At 62.1% G+C, this 18,447-nt stretch carries 14 protein-coding genes and 2 tRNA genes; 12 read left to right on the forward strand and 4 right to left on the reverse strand.

Annotated features, from left to right (window positions below; translation table 11 throughout):
- The first annotated feature begins 216 nt into the window (after positions 1-216).
- From LOZ74_RS11025 to LOZ74_RS11080, 12 genes are all read left to right on the forward strand, one after another.
- Positions 217-291 (forward strand) — tRNA-Glu (locus LOZ74_RS11025).
- A 24-nt stretch (positions 292-315) separates the two neighbouring features.
- Positions 316-390 (forward strand) — tRNA-Glu (locus tag LOZ74_RS11030).
- A gap of 314 nt (positions 391-704) precedes the next feature.
- Positions 705-1,124, forward strand: coding sequence for a hypothetical protein (locus tag LOZ74_RS11035; protein ID WP_230291261.1), 420 nt, complete (start codon positions 705-707; stop codon positions 1,122-1,124).
- A gap of 172 nt (positions 1,125-1,296) precedes the next feature.
- Positions 1,297-2,502: a cell wall metabolism sensor histidine kinase WalK gene (locus LOZ74_RS11040; RefSeq protein WP_230291262.1), complete on the forward strand. Its 1,206-nt coding sequence runs from the start codon at positions 1,297-1,299 to the stop codon at positions 2,500-2,502.
- 178 nt (positions 2,503-2,680) lie between these two features.
- The gene (locus tag LOZ74_RS11045; protein WP_230291263.1) at positions 2,681-4,063 is read left to right on the forward strand and encodes an OprO/OprP family phosphate-selective porin; all 1,383 of its coding nucleotides are present in this window, start codon (positions 2,681-2,683) and stop codon (positions 4,061-4,063) included.
- Between the two features lie 133 nt (positions 4,064-4,196).
- Positions 4,197-5,237 (forward strand): substrate-binding domain-containing protein, encoded by a 1,041-nt coding sequence (locus LOZ74_RS11050; protein ID WP_370638042.1) that lies wholly within the window; start codon positions 4,197-4,199, stop codon positions 5,235-5,237.
- 21 nt (positions 5,238-5,258) lie between these two features.
- Positions 5,259-6,638: a phosphate ABC transporter permease subunit PstC gene (pstC, locus tag LOZ74_RS11055; protein ID WP_230291264.1), complete on the forward strand. Its 1,380-nt coding sequence runs from the start codon at positions 5,259-5,261 to the stop codon at positions 6,636-6,638.
- A gap of 37 nt (positions 6,639-6,675) precedes the next feature.
- Positions 6,676-7,941, forward strand: a complete 1,266-nt coding sequence (gene pstA, locus LOZ74_RS11060) for a phosphate ABC transporter permease PstA (protein WP_230293878.1) — start codon at positions 6,676-6,678, stop codon at positions 7,939-7,941.
- Between the two features lie 22 nt (positions 7,942-7,963).
- A complete protein-coding gene (gene pstB, locus LOZ74_RS11065) occupies positions 7,964-8,773 on the forward strand; it encodes a phosphate ABC transporter ATP-binding protein PstB (RefSeq protein WP_230293879.1) in 810 nt (269 codons plus the stop codon).
- Positions 8,770-9,450 (forward strand): phosphate signaling complex protein PhoU, encoded by a 681-nt coding sequence (phoU, locus tag LOZ74_RS11070; protein ID WP_230293880.1) that lies wholly within the window; start codon positions 8,770-8,772, stop codon positions 9,448-9,450. Before pstB ends, phoU begins: the two co-directional genes overlap by 4 nt.
- Positions 9,451-9,551: 101 nt before the next feature.
- Positions 9,552-10,241, forward strand: coding sequence for a phosphate regulon transcriptional regulator PhoB (gene phoB / locus LOZ74_RS11075; protein ID WP_230291265.1), 690 nt, complete (start codon positions 9,552-9,554; stop codon positions 10,239-10,241).
- Between the two features lie 147 nt (positions 10,242-10,388).
- Positions 10,389-10,841, forward strand: a complete 453-nt coding sequence (locus LOZ74_RS11080; protein WP_230291266.1) for a hypothetical protein — start codon at positions 10,389-10,391, stop codon at positions 10,839-10,841.
- Positions 10,842-10,877: 36 nt separating this feature from the next.
- On the opposite strand, the gene LOZ74_RS11085 is transcribed toward LOZ74_RS11080, so the two are convergent.
- From LOZ74_RS11085 to LOZ74_RS11100, 4 genes are all read right to left on the reverse strand, one after another.
- A complete protein-coding gene (locus tag LOZ74_RS11085) occupies positions 10,878-11,624 on the reverse strand; it encodes an extensin family protein (protein WP_230291267.1) in 747 nt (248 codons plus the stop codon).
- A gap of 1 nt (position 11,625) precedes the next feature.
- On the reverse strand, positions 11,626-15,225 hold the full coding sequence (locus tag LOZ74_RS11090; RefSeq protein ID WP_230291268.1) for an error-prone DNA polymerase: 3,600 nt from the start codon (positions 15,223-15,225) through the stop codon (positions 11,626-11,628).
- A gap of 139 nt (positions 15,226-15,364) precedes the next feature.
- The gene (locus LOZ74_RS11095) at positions 15,365-16,840 is read right to left on the reverse strand and encodes a UdgX family uracil-DNA binding protein (RefSeq protein WP_230291269.1); all 1,476 of its coding nucleotides are present in this window, start codon (positions 16,838-16,840) and stop codon (positions 15,365-15,367) included.
- Entirely contained in the window at positions 16,837-18,096 is a 1,260-nt protein-coding gene (locus LOZ74_RS11100; protein WP_230291270.1) for a putative DNA modification/repair radical SAM protein, read from the reverse strand. Before LOZ74_RS11100 ends, LOZ74_RS11095 begins: the two co-directional genes overlap by 4 nt.
- Positions 18,097-18,447: the final 351 nt, after the last annotated feature.

The following is an 18,447-nucleotide window of genomic DNA, read 5'->3' on the forward strand; positions in this document are numbered from 1 at the left end:
TTCTTCGCGCCTTGATAACCCCACAATGCGGCAGTCGCGCATTTGTTGCATCTCTGGCGTAATTTTTCGGGGCAGCTGGCTAAGCTCATAAGATCGGTATCGCGGGAGCCCCTTCAACCCTGCGTGAAAAGAAATTTCGGCAAGTCTGTAAAAACTCTGCAATCTTCGCTTGACCCCCGACCGTCTGCTATCTAGAGGGCCATTCCGCACCACGGAGGCCCCTTCGTCTAGCGGTTAGGACGCGGCCCTTTCACGGCTGAAACACGGGTTCGATTCCCGTAGGGGTCACCAAGGTGCGGGCTTGCCGACAGGCATGGCCCCTTCGTCTAGCGGTCAGGACGCGGCCCTCTCACGGCTGAAACACGGGTTCGATTCCCGTAGGGGTCACCACGACCGCCCCCCATAATCATCCAACGCCAAAGCGGATCGTCTTGCACGAAACGTCGTTCGTCGCGCGCGCACGATCCTTGCTGGTTACTCAGTGGGGAGGATACTGGCATCTTGTCGCCGGGACAGCGTTGAAGAGCGATCGAGCCAGAATAAATGACGGTAATTCAATTGCTTGCCAAAGCGGCCATGGCGCGAATGCCGCAATCGGCGGGCTTTTCGACCAAACTGCGCTGCAAATGGCTGATTCCTTTGGGACTCTTAAAAAGCCCGCCGATCTCCTGTCTATTCGCCTTACCGAAGCGAGAGGGGATACAATGCGAACGAGGAGCGGTGCCTGCCGCGCATGCCGGTCGGCGGGGGCCAGCCAGATGGCCTGCCCGCAATGCGGGGGCAGCGGCCTGTCTTACGAATTATACGATTCGCTTCGCCGCGCGGGACTGGTTGCCGCCCCTGCCCAACGCAATCGATCCAAGCGCTGGGCAGCATTCGGTTTCATCGCCGTTACCGGAGGCCTGCTGGCGCTACTGGGTCATAGCGGCGACGAGCCAGCGCTGATTGTCATGGGCGCGATGATGGCAGGCGCAGGCGCGGTTTTCGCAGCGGGCGCCGATGCCGTCGCCCTGTTCGTCAGCTTCGCCAATTCGCGTGCAGGCCGTTTCATGGTAGGCGTCACCCTTGGCGTCATCCTCCTTCTCGTCCTTTTGACAGGCTCGGATCTGAAACTGCCACAATAATTCTGTCCGGTCATGCCGGCCATTGCTGACAATGCATTACTGACAACGCTTTATTGACAACAGGGCGACATGACCCCGCTTCGGGCTGGCGCCCTGCACCGCTCCCCATTATCGAGGGCCGGATGTTGCGTGCCGCTAACCGATTCCCGTCCGTTGAAAAAGGTGTCTTGTCATGACCATGGCCGGATTGCCGTGGGGCGGCATTCTATTGGCTTTGCTGGGCGCGGTGGCGATCTGGTTCACCACCTATGACATTGGTCTGGTCGGCGCGATCCTGCTTGTCTGGATTTGCTCGCTGCTCCTGCGCCGCCGCGATCCGCCGCCTGCGCCCGAACCGCCCGCACGCGGCACGCTGGGCCCCGAACAGACGCGCGAACTGATCGAACCGTTGTCGCAGCCCTATCTGATGATGGAAAAAGGGCGCATTACCATCGCCAATCGCGCCGCACGCGAAGTGCTGGGCCCCCATATCGTGGGGCAGGACGCACGCGTCGCCGTACGCCATCCCGAAGCGATCCGCCTGCTGGACAGCAAGGGGGGCGGCAGCGCGACGATCAAGGGTCTCTCCGGACCGCGGTCGATCTGGAACGTGTCTGTTCGCCCGGTCGACGATGCACGGACCACGATCGAGTTGGTGAACCGCACGGCAGAGGCCGACATCAGCCGCGCACACACCGATTTTGTCGCCAATGCCAGCCACGAGTTGCGCACGCCTCTCTCCTCTATCATTGGCTATGTCGAAACCATGCTGGAGGCCGATGCTGAAGACGGCCGGCCGATGGAACCGGCCACGCGCCACCGTTTCCTCGAAATCGTCGCCAAGGAAGCCAAGCGTCTGCAGGCTTTGGTCGAAGATCTGATGAGCCTTTCGCGGGTCGAAGCGGGCAAGCACGATCTGCCGCCGACCGTGCTCGACCTGCGCGAACTGACCGAACATGTCGTATCGGGGGTGACCTCGCTCCACGGCAAGGACAGCGTATTCCTGGATGTCGATCCGCGCCCGATGCCCGTCAGGGGCGATACGCAGCAGTTAGACCAGCTGACCCGCAATCTGATCGACAATGCCATGAAATACGGATCCAAGACCGAACCTGTGCAAGTGTCGGTCAAGCGCGGCGACGCCAGCTATGAATTGACCGTGACCGACAAGGGCGAGGGTATCGCGCCGGAGCATCTGCCCCACCTCACCCGCCGATTTTACCGCACCGATCCCGGACGAAGCCGCGCGGCAGGCGGGACCGGATTGGGGCTGGCCATCGTGAAGCATATCGTGGAACGCCATCGCGGCAGGCTGGATATCGCAAGCGAACTGGGCGTCGGCACGACGATCACCGTCCGGCTGCCCCGCCATGTCGACGAAGAGGTTAAAAACGGCTAAAACTGCCCCGCCGCCGCTTGCGCCGTTAAATTTTTTAGTCCGCTCTGTTCCGCAGATTTCCTACTGTTTCGCAGGCGCTTGCCCATGCCCGGGAAACAGACTGTAACAAAACTGTCATTGATACGTCATAGTGGCGTCGCCTCCCTGTCATGGAATCGACACTGAACTGTAACATTCGATGAAGCACGCAATCACATTATCGCTCCTTGCGACCAGCAGCCTGATGGCGGCCCCCACCGCCATGGCTCAAGAAGCCGCGAGCGACGCCGACGCGATCCAGGCCGAATTGTCCGCCATGCGCGCCAGCATGGAGGCGATGAACCGCCGGATCGAAGAGCTCGAGGCGGAACTCGCCCTCACCCGAGGAGACGATGCGGAGCAGCCTGTCGCGGCTGACGTTCCGGTGGCTGCGCCGGTGCCCGTTGCTGCGAAGGAAGAGCCGCAGACGCAGATCGCATGGAAGGGTGCGCCGGTCATATCGCATCCCGACGGATGGAGCTTCAAGCCGCGCGGGCGCTTCAACTATGATGCCGCCTATATCTCGGCCCCCAAATCGACCGGCCATGACGACGGCTATTCCAGCGAGGCGCGCCGCATTCGCCTGGGCATCGAAGGCACAGTGCCGGGCGGGTTCGGCTATAAGGCGGAATTCGATTTCGCGCAGGAAGTGACCGTCACTACCGACGCCTATATCGACTATACCGACGGCAGCCTCACTATCATTGCCGGACAGCACAACACGTTCCAGTCGATGGAAGAACTGTCCAGTTCGCTCCACACCTCTTTCATCGAACGCGCAGCCTTTACCGATGCCTTCGTGTTCGAACGCCGCGTTGGGATCTCGGCGCAATATATCACCGACGACTGGCTGGTGCAGGCGGGCTTCTTCACCGACAATATCGAAGTGCTGCGCGACAACAAGAACGCGGGCGGCGATATCCGCTTTGCCTATATGCCCAAGGTCGGGGACACCCAGCTGCATATCGGCGGTTCGGTCCATTACAACGATATCGAGGATGACGGGCTGGTCCGCTATCGCCAGCGCCCGCTCGAACATCCGAATAATTCGCGCTTTATCGACACCGGCTTTTTCTCGGCCGACAGCGAAACCGGTCTGGGTGTCGAGACCTCTGCCATCATGGGCCCGTTCCACGTAGCGGGCGAAGCTTTCTGGCAGCATGTCGAACGGACCGGCTTTGCCGACCCCACCTTCTTCGGCGGTTATGCCGAAGTTGGCTATTTCCTGACGCCGGGCGATCGGCGCGGGTACAAGAAGGGCCTGTTCGACCGCATCCGCCCGGCCAATCCGGTGAACGAGGGCGGCATGGGCGCACTACAGGTCAATCTGCGCTATGATTATCTCGACCTCGACGATGTCGATATCACGGGCGGACAGCAGAACCTTTACGGCATATCGCTGATCTGGACGCCGACCGACTACACCCGCTTCCTGTTGAACTACGCCTATATCGAGTATGATGGCGCGGTTTATCCCACGGCCAGCGGCGATACGTCTTACGGCGTGAACAGCTTCGGAGCGCGCGCACAGCTGGATTTCTGACCGGAGCGTCGATTTTGCAATTCCAGCAATCACGCAATTTCAGCGGCTTACACGTATGGCGTGTAGCATTATGTCACATCACTGTCATATTAAGCCCATATTGGCGCGGGCGATTCGAAAGGAAACCAATCCCATGCGCATGATGAAGCCCCTTCTTCTGGCCGCCCTGTCGGCGGCGACCCTTGCGGCCTGCGGCGGCCCGCAGTCGGCCGGCCGCGACCAGATCAAGGCCGTGGGTTCGTCCACCGTCTATCCTTTCGCCAAGGCCGCGGCCGAGGAATTCAGCCGCAGCTATCCGCAGTTCTCCTCGCCCATCATCGAATCGACCGGCACAGGCGGCGGTTTCAAGCTGTTCTGCGGCGGTGTGGGCACGCAATATCCCGATATCGCCAACGCCTCGCGCCGGATGAAGCTGTCGGAATTCGAAACCTGTCAGGCCAATGGCGTGACCGAGGTTGTGGAGCTTGAAGTCGGCCTCGACGGCATTGCGATCGCCGAATCGAAGGAAGGGCAGAACTTTTCTCTGACCCCGGCACAGGTCTATCAGGCGCTGGCGGCAGAGCCCTATGGCAAGCCGCAGACCGCCAAGAACTGGTCGGATATCGACCCCTCGTTCCCGAACGAGCCGATCCTTGTCTATGGCCCGCCCCCGACATCGGGTACGCGCGACGCGCTGGCCGAGCTGATCCTGACTGCCGGTTGCAACACCGATGCCGCGACCAAGGCGCTGAAGGAAACCGACGAAGACCGTTACGAGCAGATCTGCACCGAAGTGCGCAGCGACGGCGCCTATGTCGAGCAGGGCGAGAACGACAATCTGATCGTGCAGAAGCTGGCCACCAATCCCAAGGCGATCGGCGTTTTCGGCTATTCCTTCCTCGAGGAAAATTCCGACAAGCTGCGCGGTCTCAGCCTTGGCGGGTTCGAGCCGACCTATGACAATATCGCGGGCGGACAGTATCCCGGCGCCCGTCCGCTGTATATCTATGTGAAGAAACAGCATGTGGAAGCCGTGCCCGGTTTGAAAGAGTATCTCTCGACTTGGGTCGAGAACTGGGGCAAGGACGGCCTGCTTACGAGCAAGGGCATGATCGCTTCCACGCCCGAAGCGGCAGCCCGCAACGCCGAGGTGGCCTCGAATCTGACCGTGATTCAGGCCACGGATCTGCAATAAAGCGAGCTTAATACCCTAGCGATGTCGCCAGCAATTCTCGTTCTACTCGCACTCGGCCTCGGTTTGGCCGGGTGGCTGGCGGCTCGCTCGCGCGCTTATGCGTTTCGCAGCGGTGACAGCCGTCCGCATTCGCTGCCCAGCTATCATGCGTGGTATGTGGCACTGTGGGCCTTTGTGCCCGCAATGCTGTTCGCCCTGATCTGGAGCGCGGTCAGCCCGCAACTGGTGTTGCAGGCCATGCTGTCGCATCCTGCCGCCGGTTCGCTGCCGCCCTTTGGCCTTGCCCGCAATACCATCCTTGGCGAGGCGATCGCGGTTGCCAGCGGCGACATGCAGGCGGTGTTCGACCCGCGCGCGCAGCCTCTGGTCGAACCGGCCGCGGCGGCCCTGTCGCGCTATGGTATCATCGGGCTGGCCGTCACCTTGGTGACGGGCTTTGCAGGCGGTGCCTATGCCTTTCTCAAGCTGCGCCCCGATTTTACCGCCCGCACCAAGGTCGAGCGTATGGTCATGGGCCTGCTGCTGCTCGCCTCGCTAGTCGCCATTCTGACGACTTTCGGCATTTTGGCGTCGCTGCTATTCGAAACCGTGCGCTTCTTCGGCATGGTCAACCCCATCGACTTTCTGTTCGGCACGCACTGGTCGCCCGATCCCATGCGCGATCCGGCCTATACGACGGGTGAGGATTACGGCGCCCTGCCGCTGTTCTGGGGCACGATCTATATCGGTGCGATCATCGCCATGATCGTCGCGATCCCTCTGGGCATGGGCAGCGCGATTTATCTGACCCAATATGCGTCACCCACGGTGCGCAAATGGCTCAAGCCGATCCTTGAAATTCTCGCCGGTGTGCCGACCGTCGTGTACGGCTATTTCGCTGCGCTGACGGTGGCGCCGTTTATCCGCGATGTGGCGCAGTCGATCGGCATTTCCAGCGCCAGCAGCGAAAGCGCTTTGGCAGCAGGCCTGATTATGGGCGTGATGATCATTCCCTTCGTATCCTCGATGGCCGACGATTCGATTGCAGCCGTCCCCGCCGCGATGCGCGACGGCAGCCTTGCCATGGGGGCAACGCAGTCGGAAACCATCCGCAAGGTGCTGATCCCCGCTGCCCTGCCCGGCATTGTGGCGGGTGTGATGCTGGCCGTATCGCGCGCGATCGGCGAAACCATGATCGTGGTGATGGCTGCGGGCGCGTCGGCAAATCTTTCGGCCAATCCGTTGGAAAGCATGACCACGGTCACCTATCAGATCGTCGCCATGCTGACGGGCGAAGGCAGCTTCGACCATCCGGCCACCCTCTCCGCCTTTGCACTGGGGATGGTGCTGTTCGCCGTGACGCTGACCCTGAACTTCATCGCCCTGCGCGTCGTAAAGCGCTACCGCGAAGCCTATGAGTAAGGATGCGATGAACACCGCCTCCCCTTCCCCCGCACAGATGCAGGATTTGTCCGAACTCGACCGGCAGCGTGTGCAGCGCAATGCCGTTGTCGCAAAGCGGTTGAAGAAGCGCTACGCGGCAGAGCGGCGCTTCAAATTGCTGGCGATGCTGTCGGTGCTGGTCTCGGTCGCGGTGCTGGCCGTGTTGCTTGTCGCGATGACGTCGAACGGCATTGCCGGCTTTACCCGCGCCGAACTGAAGGTGCCGGTGAAATTCACCGAACTCGGCCTTGCTGTCGATCAAAGCCAGCTCAGCCAGCCCGGTGCCGAAGCGATGCTGCGTTCGGCAGGGTTGACCGACGCGCTGCAATTTGCCGCGACGCAGGCCTATGGCGATGACGTCGCTTCGCAGCTGGGCGGCGGTGCTTCGCGCGATCTGGCGGCGAAGATCGTGGCTGATCCCGACATGTTGACCCGCGATGTCACCGTGGCCCTGCCGGTCGAGGACGATCTGGCCGCAGCCTATCGCGGCGAAGGACCGGCCGAATTGCAGGCTATGGCATCGCGGCTGAAGGACGAAGGTGTTTTGTCGCGCGCTTTCGACTGGGGATTCCTGTCGCGCGCCGATGCCACCGATCCGCAGGAAGCAGGCATCTGGGGCGCACTCAAAGGCTCTCTGCTCACGATGATCGTGACGCTGTTGCTGGCTTTTCCCATCGGCGTTCTGGCGGCCGTTTATCTTGAGGAATATGCCCCCAAGAACAAATGGACCGATATTATCGAGGTTTCGATCAACAACCTCGCCGCGGTTCCGTCGATCATCTTTGGCTTGCTGGGCCTGGCGGTGTTCCTCTGGATCTTTCCCAACCTGCGCAGCGCCCCGATCATCGGCGGCATGACGCTGGCGTTGATGACTATGCCGGTTATCGTGATCAGCGGGCGCAATGCGATCAAATCGGTCCCGCCTTCAATCCGCGACGGCGCACTGGCGATCGGCGCTTCGCCGGTGCAGGTGGTGTTTCACCATGTGCTGCCGCTGGCCCTCCCCGGTATTCTGACGGGCACGATCATCGGCATGGCCCGCGCGCTGGGCGAAACCGCGCCGCTGCTGATGATCGGCATGCGCGCGTTTGTCGCCACGCCGCCTGCGGGCTTCACCTCTCCGTCCAGCGTTCTGCCGGTGCAGATCTTCCTGTGGTCGGACGAGATCGATCGCGGCTTCGTAGAGCGTACCTCTGCCGCGATTATCGTGCTATTGCTGTTCCTTCTGGCCATGAACGGCCTCGCCATATACCTGCGCAACAAATTCGAACGCCGCTGGTAATCCCTGAGACCGTCTAATGAAGATGACCATGCCCGAACAAGAACTGGCCGAGGCCACCACGCAGACCGCTGCTGCCAAGCCGAAGATTTCGGCCAATGGCGTTTCCGTTTTCTACGGAGAGAAAAAGGCCATCGACGATGTCTCGATCGATGTGCACACGCGCTATGTGACGGCCTTTATCGGCCCGTCGGGCTGCGGCAAATCGACCTTTCTGCGCACGTTGAACCGCATGAACGACACGATTGCCAGCGCGCGGGTCGAAGGTGAAATCCTGCTGGACGGCGAGGATATCTATCGCTCCAGGATGGATGTCGTGCAATTGCGCGCGCGTGTCGGGATGGTCTTTCAAAAGCCGAACCCGTTTCCCAAGTCGATCTATGAGAATATCGCCTATGGGCCGCGCATCCACGGGCTTGCCACCAGCAAGGCCGAAATGGACCGCATCGTAGAGGAATCGCTGCAACGCGCCGGCCTGTGGGACGAGGTGAAGGACCGCCTTGCCGATTCGGGCACAGCGCTTTCGGGCGGCCAGCAACAGCGCCTGTGCATCGCGCGCGCCATTGCGGTCGACCCCGAAGTGATCCTGATGGACGAGCCGTGTTCGGCGCTCGATCCGATCGCAACCGCGCGTATCGAAGAGCTGATCGACGAATTGCGCGGTCGTTATGCCATCGTGATCGTCACCCACTCGATGCAGCAGGCCGCCCGCGTTTCGCAACGGACCGCCTTTTTCCACATGGGAAAAATGGTCGAGTACGGCAAGACGAGTGACATCTTCACCAATCCGCGCGAAGAACGGACAAAGGATTATATCACGGGGCGCTACGGCTGATTATGGAACACACGGTCAAAGCGTTTGAGGAAGACATTACCCGCCTGCGCGGTCTGGTCGCTGAAATGGGCGGACTAGCCGAGCTGTCGGTCCAGGAATCGCTCGAAGCCATCGTCAATGGCGACGAGGAACTGGGCAATCGCGTCATCGCCCGCGACAAGGAAATCGACACGCTGGAGATGGAGATCGACCGTCTGGCCGTTCGCACCATCGCCCTGCGCGCGCCCATGGCCGACGATTTACGCGAAGTGATCGCCGCGCTGAAAATCGCGGGCGTGGTCGAACGGATCGGCGATTACGCCAAGAACATCGCCAAGCGCGTCAACCGCATCGAGGGCCGCCGCCGGTTCGAACCGCTCGCGCTGATCCCCGCCATGGGCGAGATCGCGGTCGAGATGGTACATGACGTGCTGACTGCCTATGCAGCGCGCGATCCGATGCTGGCCAAGGAAGTGATCGCCCGCGACGCGCGCGTCGATGCGTTTTACGACAGCATCTTCCGCAATGTGGTCACCCATATGGTCGAAAACCCCGCCACCATCGGCAGCGCGGCCCAATTGCTGTTCGTGGCGCGCAATATTGAACGCGTCGGCGACCATGCGACCAATGTGGCGGAAATGGTGCATTTCTCGGCCACCGGCACCTATCCGCCCGATCGCGAGGATCACGAGGGCTGATCGCCGGACCACAGTCGCGCAATATTCAAGCTCTTGTCATAAGCCGGTAATAAAAGGCGTGTGATGGGGTGACGTACCGCCACTGATAAGGATCCGTAGAAGTGCCCGCTCCGCGCCTGCTTCTCGTCGAAGACGATCTCTCGCTTGCCGAGTTGCTGCAATATCGGTTCGAGGCCGAAGGCTATGAAGTGCACGTCACCGGCGATGGTGACGAGGCGCTGATCCTTGCCGACGAACAGACACCCGACCTCGTCATCCTTGACTGGATGGTCGAGGGGACCAGCGGCATCGAAATCTGCCGCCGCCTGCGCCGCGACAAGGAAACGGCGCATGTTCCCATCGTAATGCTGACGGCGCGCGGAAGCGAGGATGACCGCATCCGCGGCCTTGAAACCGGCGCCGACGATTATGTGACCAAGCCCTTCTCTCCGCGCGAACTGATCGCCCGCGTCGGCGCGGTGCTGCGCCGCGTGCGCCCTGCCCTTGCGGGCGAGGTGCTGGAGGTCGGCGATATCAAGCTGGACGCAACCAGCCATAAAGCCACCCGTCGCGGCCATTCGCTGCAACTGGGTCCGACCGAATTCCGCCTGCTGCGGTTTTTTATGGAACATCCCGGCCGCGTCTTCAGCCGGGGCCAATTGCTCGATGCCGTATGGGGCACCGGCAGCGATATCGAACTGCGTACGGTCGACGTGCATATTCGCCGTCTTCGCAAGGGCTTGTCGGTCGAAGGCAGCAAGGACCCGGTCCGTACCGTCCGTTCGGCCGGTTACGCATTCGAAGCTGCCTGATCATTTTTGCTGCGCTGCAAGATTGACAGAAGATTAACAGGCGCGCAGCCTGACCCGATCGGGTATTTTTCCGAACATCGTAAATACATCGGGACTGCCCGAGGGAAACCTGTGCGTTTTGCACATGTTCCGCGAAGGGGATGATTGATGAAGACTGTCAAATTACTTGCGCCGCTGTTTGCGGCATCGATGGCGCTTGCCTGCCCGCAACTTGCCCATGCGCAGAGCGAGTGGCCGTTCATCAGCGGCGAATATGTCGAAGTATCGGGGATCGAGATCGAGGACGGGCACGGGCTCGATTATGCCAATCATCTGGCGGGCATGTGGCGCAAGGGTCAGGCCTTTGCGATGGAACAAGGTTGGATCACCGGATACGAAGTGCTGGTGAACTCTTTCCCGCGCAAGGGTGAACCCGACGTCTATCTGATCACCCGCTGGACCGAATGGGAAAGCCCCGAAGAGGAAGAGGCGCGCGCCGAGGCCTATCGCAAACATATGGCGATGACCGAAACGCAGATGCAAAGCGCGTCGGGCGAACGCGCCGAATATCGTCATCTGGCAGGTTCGATGCTGCTTCGGTCGATGACATTCCGCGACTGACCGGTCGGGCGGGGTTCGGGTCGCACCCGCCTTCCCTTACCGGCAAAAGCTGCCAAGGCCGCGCTCTGCCTGATCCAGATGAAAATGATCGGCGTGCAAGGCGTTATAGTCGGGCGACAACACTGTCCCGAACGCATCGCAGGCCCCGTCGCGCACTGCTCGCAAAAATGCGCCTTCCGGATTTCCGGCGTTCTGCCAGTCCGCCGACAGGGTCAATCGGCGTCCATCCTCCAATGTGAACCCGGCTATGTCGATGGCATTGCCCGTCGCATGCTCGCTCCACCGGCCTTGCGAGCCTCCATTGATGCGTCGGCAATTAAAGGTGCCCAGATGCTGCAGGCTGGCGACCCTGCTCCCCAGAATATCCTCTGCCGCCGGTTGCACGCGGTGCTGCATCCACCAGTGCAGCGCGGCATTCACGCTGCAACTCGCCTCGGGCATGGTCGGTGTCAGTATCAGGCCCCGTTCGGCATCACTCGCGATCCGCATCCGGTCGTCGCGTCGGCACGCCCCCTCGCCCATGGGGTCGAGTGCGGTAAAGCCGATCCCTGCGCGGTCCAGCGCCTGACGGCATTGCACGGGATCACCGCGCAAACCCGCCAGTTGCATCGAAGTCGCCCAGCCTTCGGGCCCGTTCAGGTCGACCGGCGCGCGCGGATCATGCTCGGGATGCGCTTTCAGCCAGCCGTGCCCTCCCGCCAGTAATGCCAACAGCACAAGCAGTGCGATGACAGCGCGATCGATACGGAAAGGACGGGCCGGCAGGCGTTTGCGGATAGTCACCCTAGTGAAAGTCCCGAGACGGCGGCAGGATCCGGGGAATAATGCGCGTATCGCGCGGATGGCGCCCCTGAAACCCGCATTCGCGATTGCCCGCGGGCGGCGGCTCCCACGGATCGATCGGCTGCTTCGCCCCGTCGGGCGCACTGCCATGCGGGTCGGCCGGGCGGTCCTTGCGCAGATCGTCGCGCAAGTTACCTCCGCGTTCGGACTTCTCGGGCAGCGGGCTTTGCACGTGATCGGCACGGGCCATTACGGCGGGCATGACATCGTCCGACAAGGCATGCAGGGCGTGATTGGCATCGAACATCTGCTGGACGATCACATGGACGACATCGTCGTCATATTCGACCCGCCCGCGCACCTCCATCAGCCGCGCCCCCATCACCACGCGGCGATATTTCTCTTTCAGATGCGGCCAGACGACCAGATTGATCACCCCCGTCTCGTCCTCCAGCGTGATAAAGCACACGCCCTTGGCGCTGCCGGGCCGCTGGCGGATCAGCACAACGCCCGCCACTTGCACATTCGACCGGTATTTGCGTTCGCGCAGGTCGCAGGCGCGGATAAAGCCGCGTTCGGCGAGGCCAGCGCGCAGGAACGCCATGGGATGCGCCTTTAGCGACAGACGCGTGGTCTGGTAATCCGCGACGACTTCTTCGGACAAGGGCATGGCGGGCAGGATGGCAGGCGTGACCTCCGCCCCTTCGTCGCGCACCCGCGGATCTCTGGCACGCGCCGCTTCGAACAGGGGCAACGGCGGAGCCGAAACGATCGAACGCGCATCCCACAGGGCCTGCCTGCGGGTAATCCGCAGCGAACCGAACGCATCGGCACTGGCCAGCCGTTCGATATGGGCCGCGGGAATGCCCGAATATTCGCGCAGCGCGGCCACATCAGAAAATGCGGCCCTATCCTTGCCGTTCAGCTCTTCCCTGGCAGCGATCAGCCGCGCTGCGACATGTTCGGGCAGTCCGTCCACCTGTCGCAACCCCAACCGCAGCGCCACCGTATCGCCACGCGCGGGTTCCAGCGTGCAATCCCATTGCGACAGGTTCACATCCACCGGTCGCACCTCTACTCCGTGTTCGGCCGCATCGCGCACGATCTGGGCGGGTGCATAAAAGCCCATCGGCTGCGAATTCAGCAAGGCGCAGGCGAAAGCGGCAGGGTAATGGCATTTCAGCCAGCTCGACACATAGACCAGATGGGCAAAGCTGGCCGCGTGGCTTTCGGGAAAGCCATATTCGCCAAACCCCCTGATCTGGTTGAAACAGCGCTGCGCGAAATCGCGGTCATAGCCGCGCTTCACCATGCGCTCGACCATCATGTCCTGCAATTCGTCGACCATGCCGCGCGAACGGAACGTCGCCATCGCCTTTCTCAGCCGGTTGGCTTCGGCCGAATTGAACTTCGCCGCGTCCAGCGCGATCTTCATCGCCTGCTCCTGAAAGATCGGCACGCCCAATGTGCGCCCCAGAATGCTGGAAAGCTCGTCCGGCGGGCCATGCGCGGGGCCCGGGGCCGGAATTTCCACCCGCTCCTCTCCCCTCCGGCGTTTCAGGAAGGGGTGCACCATGTCCCCCTGAATCGGACCGGGGCGCACGATGGCGACCTGTATGACCAGATCATAGAACTCGCGCGGGCGCAGCCGCGGCAGCATGTTCATTTGCGCGCGGCTTTCCACCTGGAAAACGCCCAGCGAATCCCCGCGCCGCAGCATGGCATAGGTTTCCGGATCCTCGCGCGGGACACTGGCCAAAGTCAGCGCGCGGCCATGATGATCGCGCACAAGATCAAGACATTTGCGAATGCAGGTCAGCATGCCCAGCGCCAGCACGTCCACCTTCAATATGCCCAGCGCCTCGATATCGTCCTTGTCCCATTCGATGAAACTGCGATCGGGCATGGCGCCATTGCCAATGGGCACGGTTTCGGTCAGCGCGCCTTGCGTCAGAATAAAGCCGCCCACGTGCTGAGACAGATGTCGCGGCATTCCAATCATCTGCTGGGTAAGCTTCAGAACCCGCCGCAAATGCGGATCGCTGATGTCCATGCCGGTTTCGGCCACATGCGCCTCGCCGATCTCGCGCCCCCAACCGCCCCATACGGTGCCCGCAAGTTTGGCCGTGACATCTTCCGACAGGCCCATCGCCTTGCCCACTTCGCGGATCGCCATGCGCGGCCGGTAATGGATGACCGTGGCGCACAGTCCGGCGCGGTGGCGACCGTATTTCTCGTAAATATGCTGGATCACTTCCTCGCGCCGCTCATGCTCGAAATCGACGTCGATATCGGGCGGCTCCTTGCGCTCTTCGGAAATGAAGCGGTCGAACAGCAGCGCATGGCGCGCCGGGTCGACGGCCGTAATCTCAAGACAATAGCAGACCGCCGAATTGGCCGCCGACCCGCGCCCCTGACACAATATCGGCGGATCGACACTGCGCGCGAAGCGGACGATATCGTGGATCGTCAGGAAATAGCGCGCGAGGTCGAGCTTTGCGATCAGCGCCAGTTCACGCTCCAGCGTTGCGCGAATGGTTTCCGGCAAACCACTGGGATAACGCCTGTCCGCGCCTTCCCATGTCAGCACTTCCAGATGCTGCTGCGGGGTGCGGCCTTCGGGATAGATCTCATCGGGATATTCATAGCGCAATTCGTTCAGGCTGAACCGGCAGCGGTCCGCCAGATCGCGGGCCGCGCGGATCGCATGCGGCCAGCGCGCGAACAGGCGTTGCATCTCCTCGGGCGCTTTCAGATGCCGTTCGGCGTTGGCGTGCAGCAAATGCCCCGCCCTTGCCACCGTGGTTTTGTGCCGGATCGCGGTCATCACATCCTGCAACGGGCGGCGGTCGGGTGCGTGGTAATGCACGTCATTCGTGGCCAGCAGGCCCAGCCCATGGGTGCGCGCCAGCGTATCCAGCCTGCCGATCCGCGCCACATCATCGCCGCGATAGAGATGGCTGGCCGCGATATGGCCCAGCGATGGCAATAATTGCGCCAGATGCGGCACCAGACCGGCAAAGGACAGGCTTTGCGCAACCGGCTCTGCCTGCCCCCCGCCAATCGGCATCACATTGCCCGGCAGGCTGACGCGGAACGGCATATCCAGATCGGGTGGCGGCAAGGCAATCAGATGCAAGGCGCCGTGCCCGCCATCATCCGCCGCATGTTCGGTCAGCATCGCCAGATCGATCTCGCACACGCCCTTGTCCTGCCATGCGCCCGACAAGGTCTGCATCCGCCCCTTGCTGATCAGCCGCGACAACCGGCCATAGGCCGCGCGCGTTTCGGGATAGGCAAGAAAGGCCAGCCCCTCGACCGTTTCGATCCGCGCGCCGATCACCGGGCGCAAACGCAAAGTCTCCGCCTCGCCATGTACGCGGACCACGCCTGCCAGCGAATTCGCATCGGCAATCCCGATGGCGTCATAGCCCATAGCGCGCGCCGTCATCACCAGATCGACCGCGTCGGACGCGCCGCGCAGGAAGGAAAAGCACGAGACGAGGCCAAGTTCGACAAAGGGCGCTCGCGGCGGCGCGCCCAATGCATCGGTATCGATCTCTATCCGGCGACGATCGGGCGTTAGCGGCGCGTCGGGCATGGCGGCACCGGCAGGCCCCTGAAAAGCGGACGGGTCACCGCGAACACAGGCCGGTTACCCCCACGTTCTGCCGCCCCGTCCACAGCACTATCATCAGATTTGCGCACAGCTTTATCCACAGCCAGTCCACAGCGCGCCATTACGCCAGTTCCCGAAGACGCGCTGCGACGGCCGCCAGGTCGGCGTCGAACAGCCGCGCCTGCTCTTCGCGCGCAGGCCCTTCCAACCGCAACAGATAGGACGGGTGCACCGTCACCCACAGCTCGCTGCCATCGTCCAGCGGCACAGGCGTGCCGCGTGCCTTGGTGACCGATATTGTCTTGCCCAACACGCTGCGCGCCGCGCTGGCGCCCAGTGCCAGCACCACCCTTGGCCGCACGATGGCGCGCTCCGCCTCTACCCACCAGCGGCAGGTGTCGATCTCCCGGGCAGAGGGATTCTGGTGCAGGCGCCGCTTGCCGCGACCGGATACGCCGCGATTTGGCACATCGCGATTTGGCACGTCCCCCGACACATATTTGAAATGCTTGACCGCATTGGTGACATAGGCGGCGCGACGGTCGATTCCCGCGCGTTCCAGATGCACGTCCAGCAATTGCCCCGCCGGACCGACGAAAGGGCGTCCCTGCCGGTCCTCGATATCGCCCGGTTGCTCGCCCATGATCATCAGCGGGGCATCGGGCACCCCTTCGCCCATCACCGCGCGGTTTTCCAGCGCGCCGATGGGGCAGCGCGCGCAGGCATGGATCGCCTTGTCCACCGCGTCCAGCGTTGCGGGCCGTTCGCCATTTTCCATCGCCCCTGCCGAAACCATGGCCGCCTCGCGCGCTTGCGCCCCCGCGATCAGATCGGGGATCAGCTGCGCTTCGGGCATGTTTTTCCAGTATCGGCGCGGCATTTCCTTCAGCATCGCGTCGATCTTCAACCGAGCGGGATTGAAGATCGATGCGTAATAGGCGCGCCACATCCCCTCTACCGGATCGCCGTTAGGCGCATCGGCACGCGTGGCGGGCGGCCCTTCGCGCAACGTATCGCCATCCCAATGCAGGCTGCCCCGCGGCGTCAGGATCGACCAGAGCATATTGGCAAAGCGACGCGTGAAGAAACCCGCATTATGGCGCAGGATGTGATGTTGCGGTTCAAACCATGCGACGAAATATTCGTCGCCCTCATGCTCGATCTCGCGGAAACGTAAAAAGGCGCGCATCTTGTGAATGTCGCGCCGCACGCCCCGCGCCATATCGGCCATGGCGCGTATGTCCGCATCGGCCCCGTCCTCGATCAGGCGGGGTTTCGACTGCAATCGCCACAACACGCGATACAGCAGTGAGAACCTGTCGGTATCGGCATGCAGGATCACGGTCTTCGCAATTTCGATAAAACGCCGCGACACGCGCGGCGGCGGCGCCTCGCGGTCGGGTACGGGCAAGCGGCGGTCACCATGCGTGAACAGATTGCCCGCCGGTCCGCCCGGTTCGGTCCATGCCACGCGGTCGGGCGGCACATCGGCCATGGCCATGCGCCGCGCATGATCGCGCCATTCGTCGAAATCGTCGGGCGCGGCCATTGGCACCACGTGATAGGCGCCCAGCCGCACATGTTGCAGGGCAGTCATGCGAACAGGTCCAGTTGCCGCCCCGTATCGGGCGCGACCAGCGCCTTCAGATCGGCGCGGTCGATCAGCGTGACGGGCCGCCAGTCGGCCGTGACGATAAAGGGACGCAGCTTTGCAACCGACACGGTCAGCCTGGCCACATCGTCCAGTCGCAAGGCGCGATGCCGCCGTGCACTGAGGATCTGGGCCACGCCGCGCGTTCCCAGTCCCGGCACCCGCAGCAAAGCCTCTTTGGAAGCGCGATTGACGTCGACGGGAAAGCTGTCGCGGAACTTCAATGCCCATGCCAGCTTGGGGTCGATGTCCAGCGGCAACATACCGTCCGCCCCGGCGGCATCGGCCACTTCCGCCGGAGAAAACCCGTAAAAGCGCATCAGCCAGTCCGACTGGTAAAGCCGGTGTTCGCGCACTAGTGGCGGGCGTTTCAACGGCAGCACGGCGCTGGCATCGGGAATGGGGCTGAAGGCCGAGTAATAGACGCGCCGCAGCCGGTGCCGCCCGTAAAGCGCGCTGGCACGGCTTACGATATCGGCATCGCTGGCCCCGTCGGCGCCCACGATCATCTGTGTCGACTGACCAGCGGGCGCATATGCGGGCGCATGGCGGAAACGCTTTTTCGCGTCGCGTCCTTCGGCAATGGCATTGCGCATGGCGCCCATCGCGCCATCGATCCGATGCGCATTCTTGTCGGGCGCCAGCCGGGCCAGTCCCGCATCGGTCGGCAATTCGACATTGATCGAAATGCGATCGGCATAAAGCCCCGCCCGCCGGACGATTTCGGGATCGGCCTCGGGAATGGTCTTCAAATGGATATAGCCGCGGAAATCATGCTCCTCGCGCAGGATGCGCGCGGTTTCGACCAATTGCTCCATCGTGTGATCGGAATTGCGAATGATGCCCGAGGACAGGAACAACCCCTCGATATAATTGCGCTTGTAGAACGAGAGGGTGAGATCGGCGACCTCGCGCGGGGTAAAGCGTGCGCGCTCCACATTCGAACTCTTGCGGTTCACACAGTAATGGCAATCGAACACGCAATGGTTGGTCAGCAGCAGTTTCAGCAAGGATATGCAGCGACCATCGGGCGCATAGGCGTGACAGATGCCCATACCCTCGGTCGATCCAATGCCTTTGCCGCCCCGCCCCCTGTCGTTCAGGCTGTCGCGTTTCGACGTGCCCGACGATGCGCAGGACGCATCATATTTGGCGGCATCCGCCAGGACTTTCAGCCGTTCGATAAGTGATTTCTGTGCCATTGCGACTCCGATGTTCACTTTATGTTCTTTTCATCGTACTGGCTAGCCCTGCTCGCGCAAAATCGACGAACCGAGGGCGCTCAGACCAATCGCAATATTATGACAGGCGAGGCCGCAATCATGTCACAATGTAGTATCAATCGATACGCTGCAGCCGCGCAAACTTCGCAAAAGATATGCTGGATTCTGCAGCAGGACAGGGCGATAGTGGCGAAAATGCCACGCGGCACCAAAGCACTTGCATGTTGGCGTTAACCATTGCATCGGGCCCTTTACAGATAGCACGGAAGGCCTCCGTGTGCGGGCGGCGGGGTTTCGACCTCGTCGCCCTTCGCATTTGTTGCATCATTG

This window comes from Croceicoccus sp. Ery5 (assembly GCF_020985325.1).
In the GTDB taxonomy this organism is placed as follows: Bacteria; Pseudomonadota; Alphaproteobacteria; order Sphingomonadales; family Sphingomonadaceae; genus Croceicoccus.

What these genes read in the sequence shown, in the direction of transcription:
- LOZ74_RS11035 (WP_230291261.1), top strand. Translation starts at nt 705, where the DNA reads ATGCGAACGAGGAGCGGTGCCTGCCGCGCATGCCGGTCGGCGGGGGCC.
- LOZ74_RS11040 (WP_230291262.1), top strand. Translation starts at nt 1,297, where the DNA reads ATGACCATGGCCGGATTGCCGTGGGGCGGCATTCTATTGGCTTTGCTG.
- LOZ74_RS11045 (WP_230291263.1), top strand. Translation starts at nt 2,681, where the DNA reads ATGAAGCACGCAATCACATTATCGCTCCTTGCGACCAGCAGCCTGATG.
- LOZ74_RS11050 (WP_370638042.1), top strand. Translation starts at nt 4,197, where the DNA reads ATGCGCATGATGAAGCCCCTTCTTCTGGCCGCCCTGTCGGCGGCGACC.
- pstC (WP_230291264.1), top strand. Translation starts at nt 5,259, where the DNA reads ATGTCGCCAGCAATTCTCGTTCTACTCGCACTCGGCCTCGGTTTGGCC.
- pstA (WP_230293878.1), top strand. Translation starts at nt 6,676, where the DNA reads ATGCAGGATTTGTCCGAACTCGACCGGCAGCGTGTGCAGCGCAATGCC.
- pstB (WP_230293879.1), top strand. Translation starts at nt 7,964, where the DNA reads ATGACCATGCCCGAACAAGAACTGGCCGAGGCCACCACGCAGACCGCT.
- LOZ74_RS11080 (WP_230291266.1), top strand. Translation starts at nt 10,389, where the DNA reads ATGAAGACTGTCAAATTACTTGCGCCGCTGTTTGCGGCATCGATGGCG.
- LOZ74_RS11090 (WP_230291268.1), bottom strand. Translation starts at nt 15,225, where the DNA reads ATGCCCGACGCGCCGCTAACGCCCGATCGTCGCCGGATAGAGATCGAT.
- LOZ74_RS11095 (WP_230291269.1), bottom strand. Translation starts at nt 16,840, where the DNA reads ATGACTGCCCTGCAACATGTGCGGCTGGGCGCCTATCACGTGGTGCCA.
- LOZ74_RS11100 (WP_230291270.1), bottom strand. Translation starts at nt 18,096, where the DNA reads ATGGCACAGAAATCACTTATCGAACGGCTGAAAGTCCTGGCGGATGCC.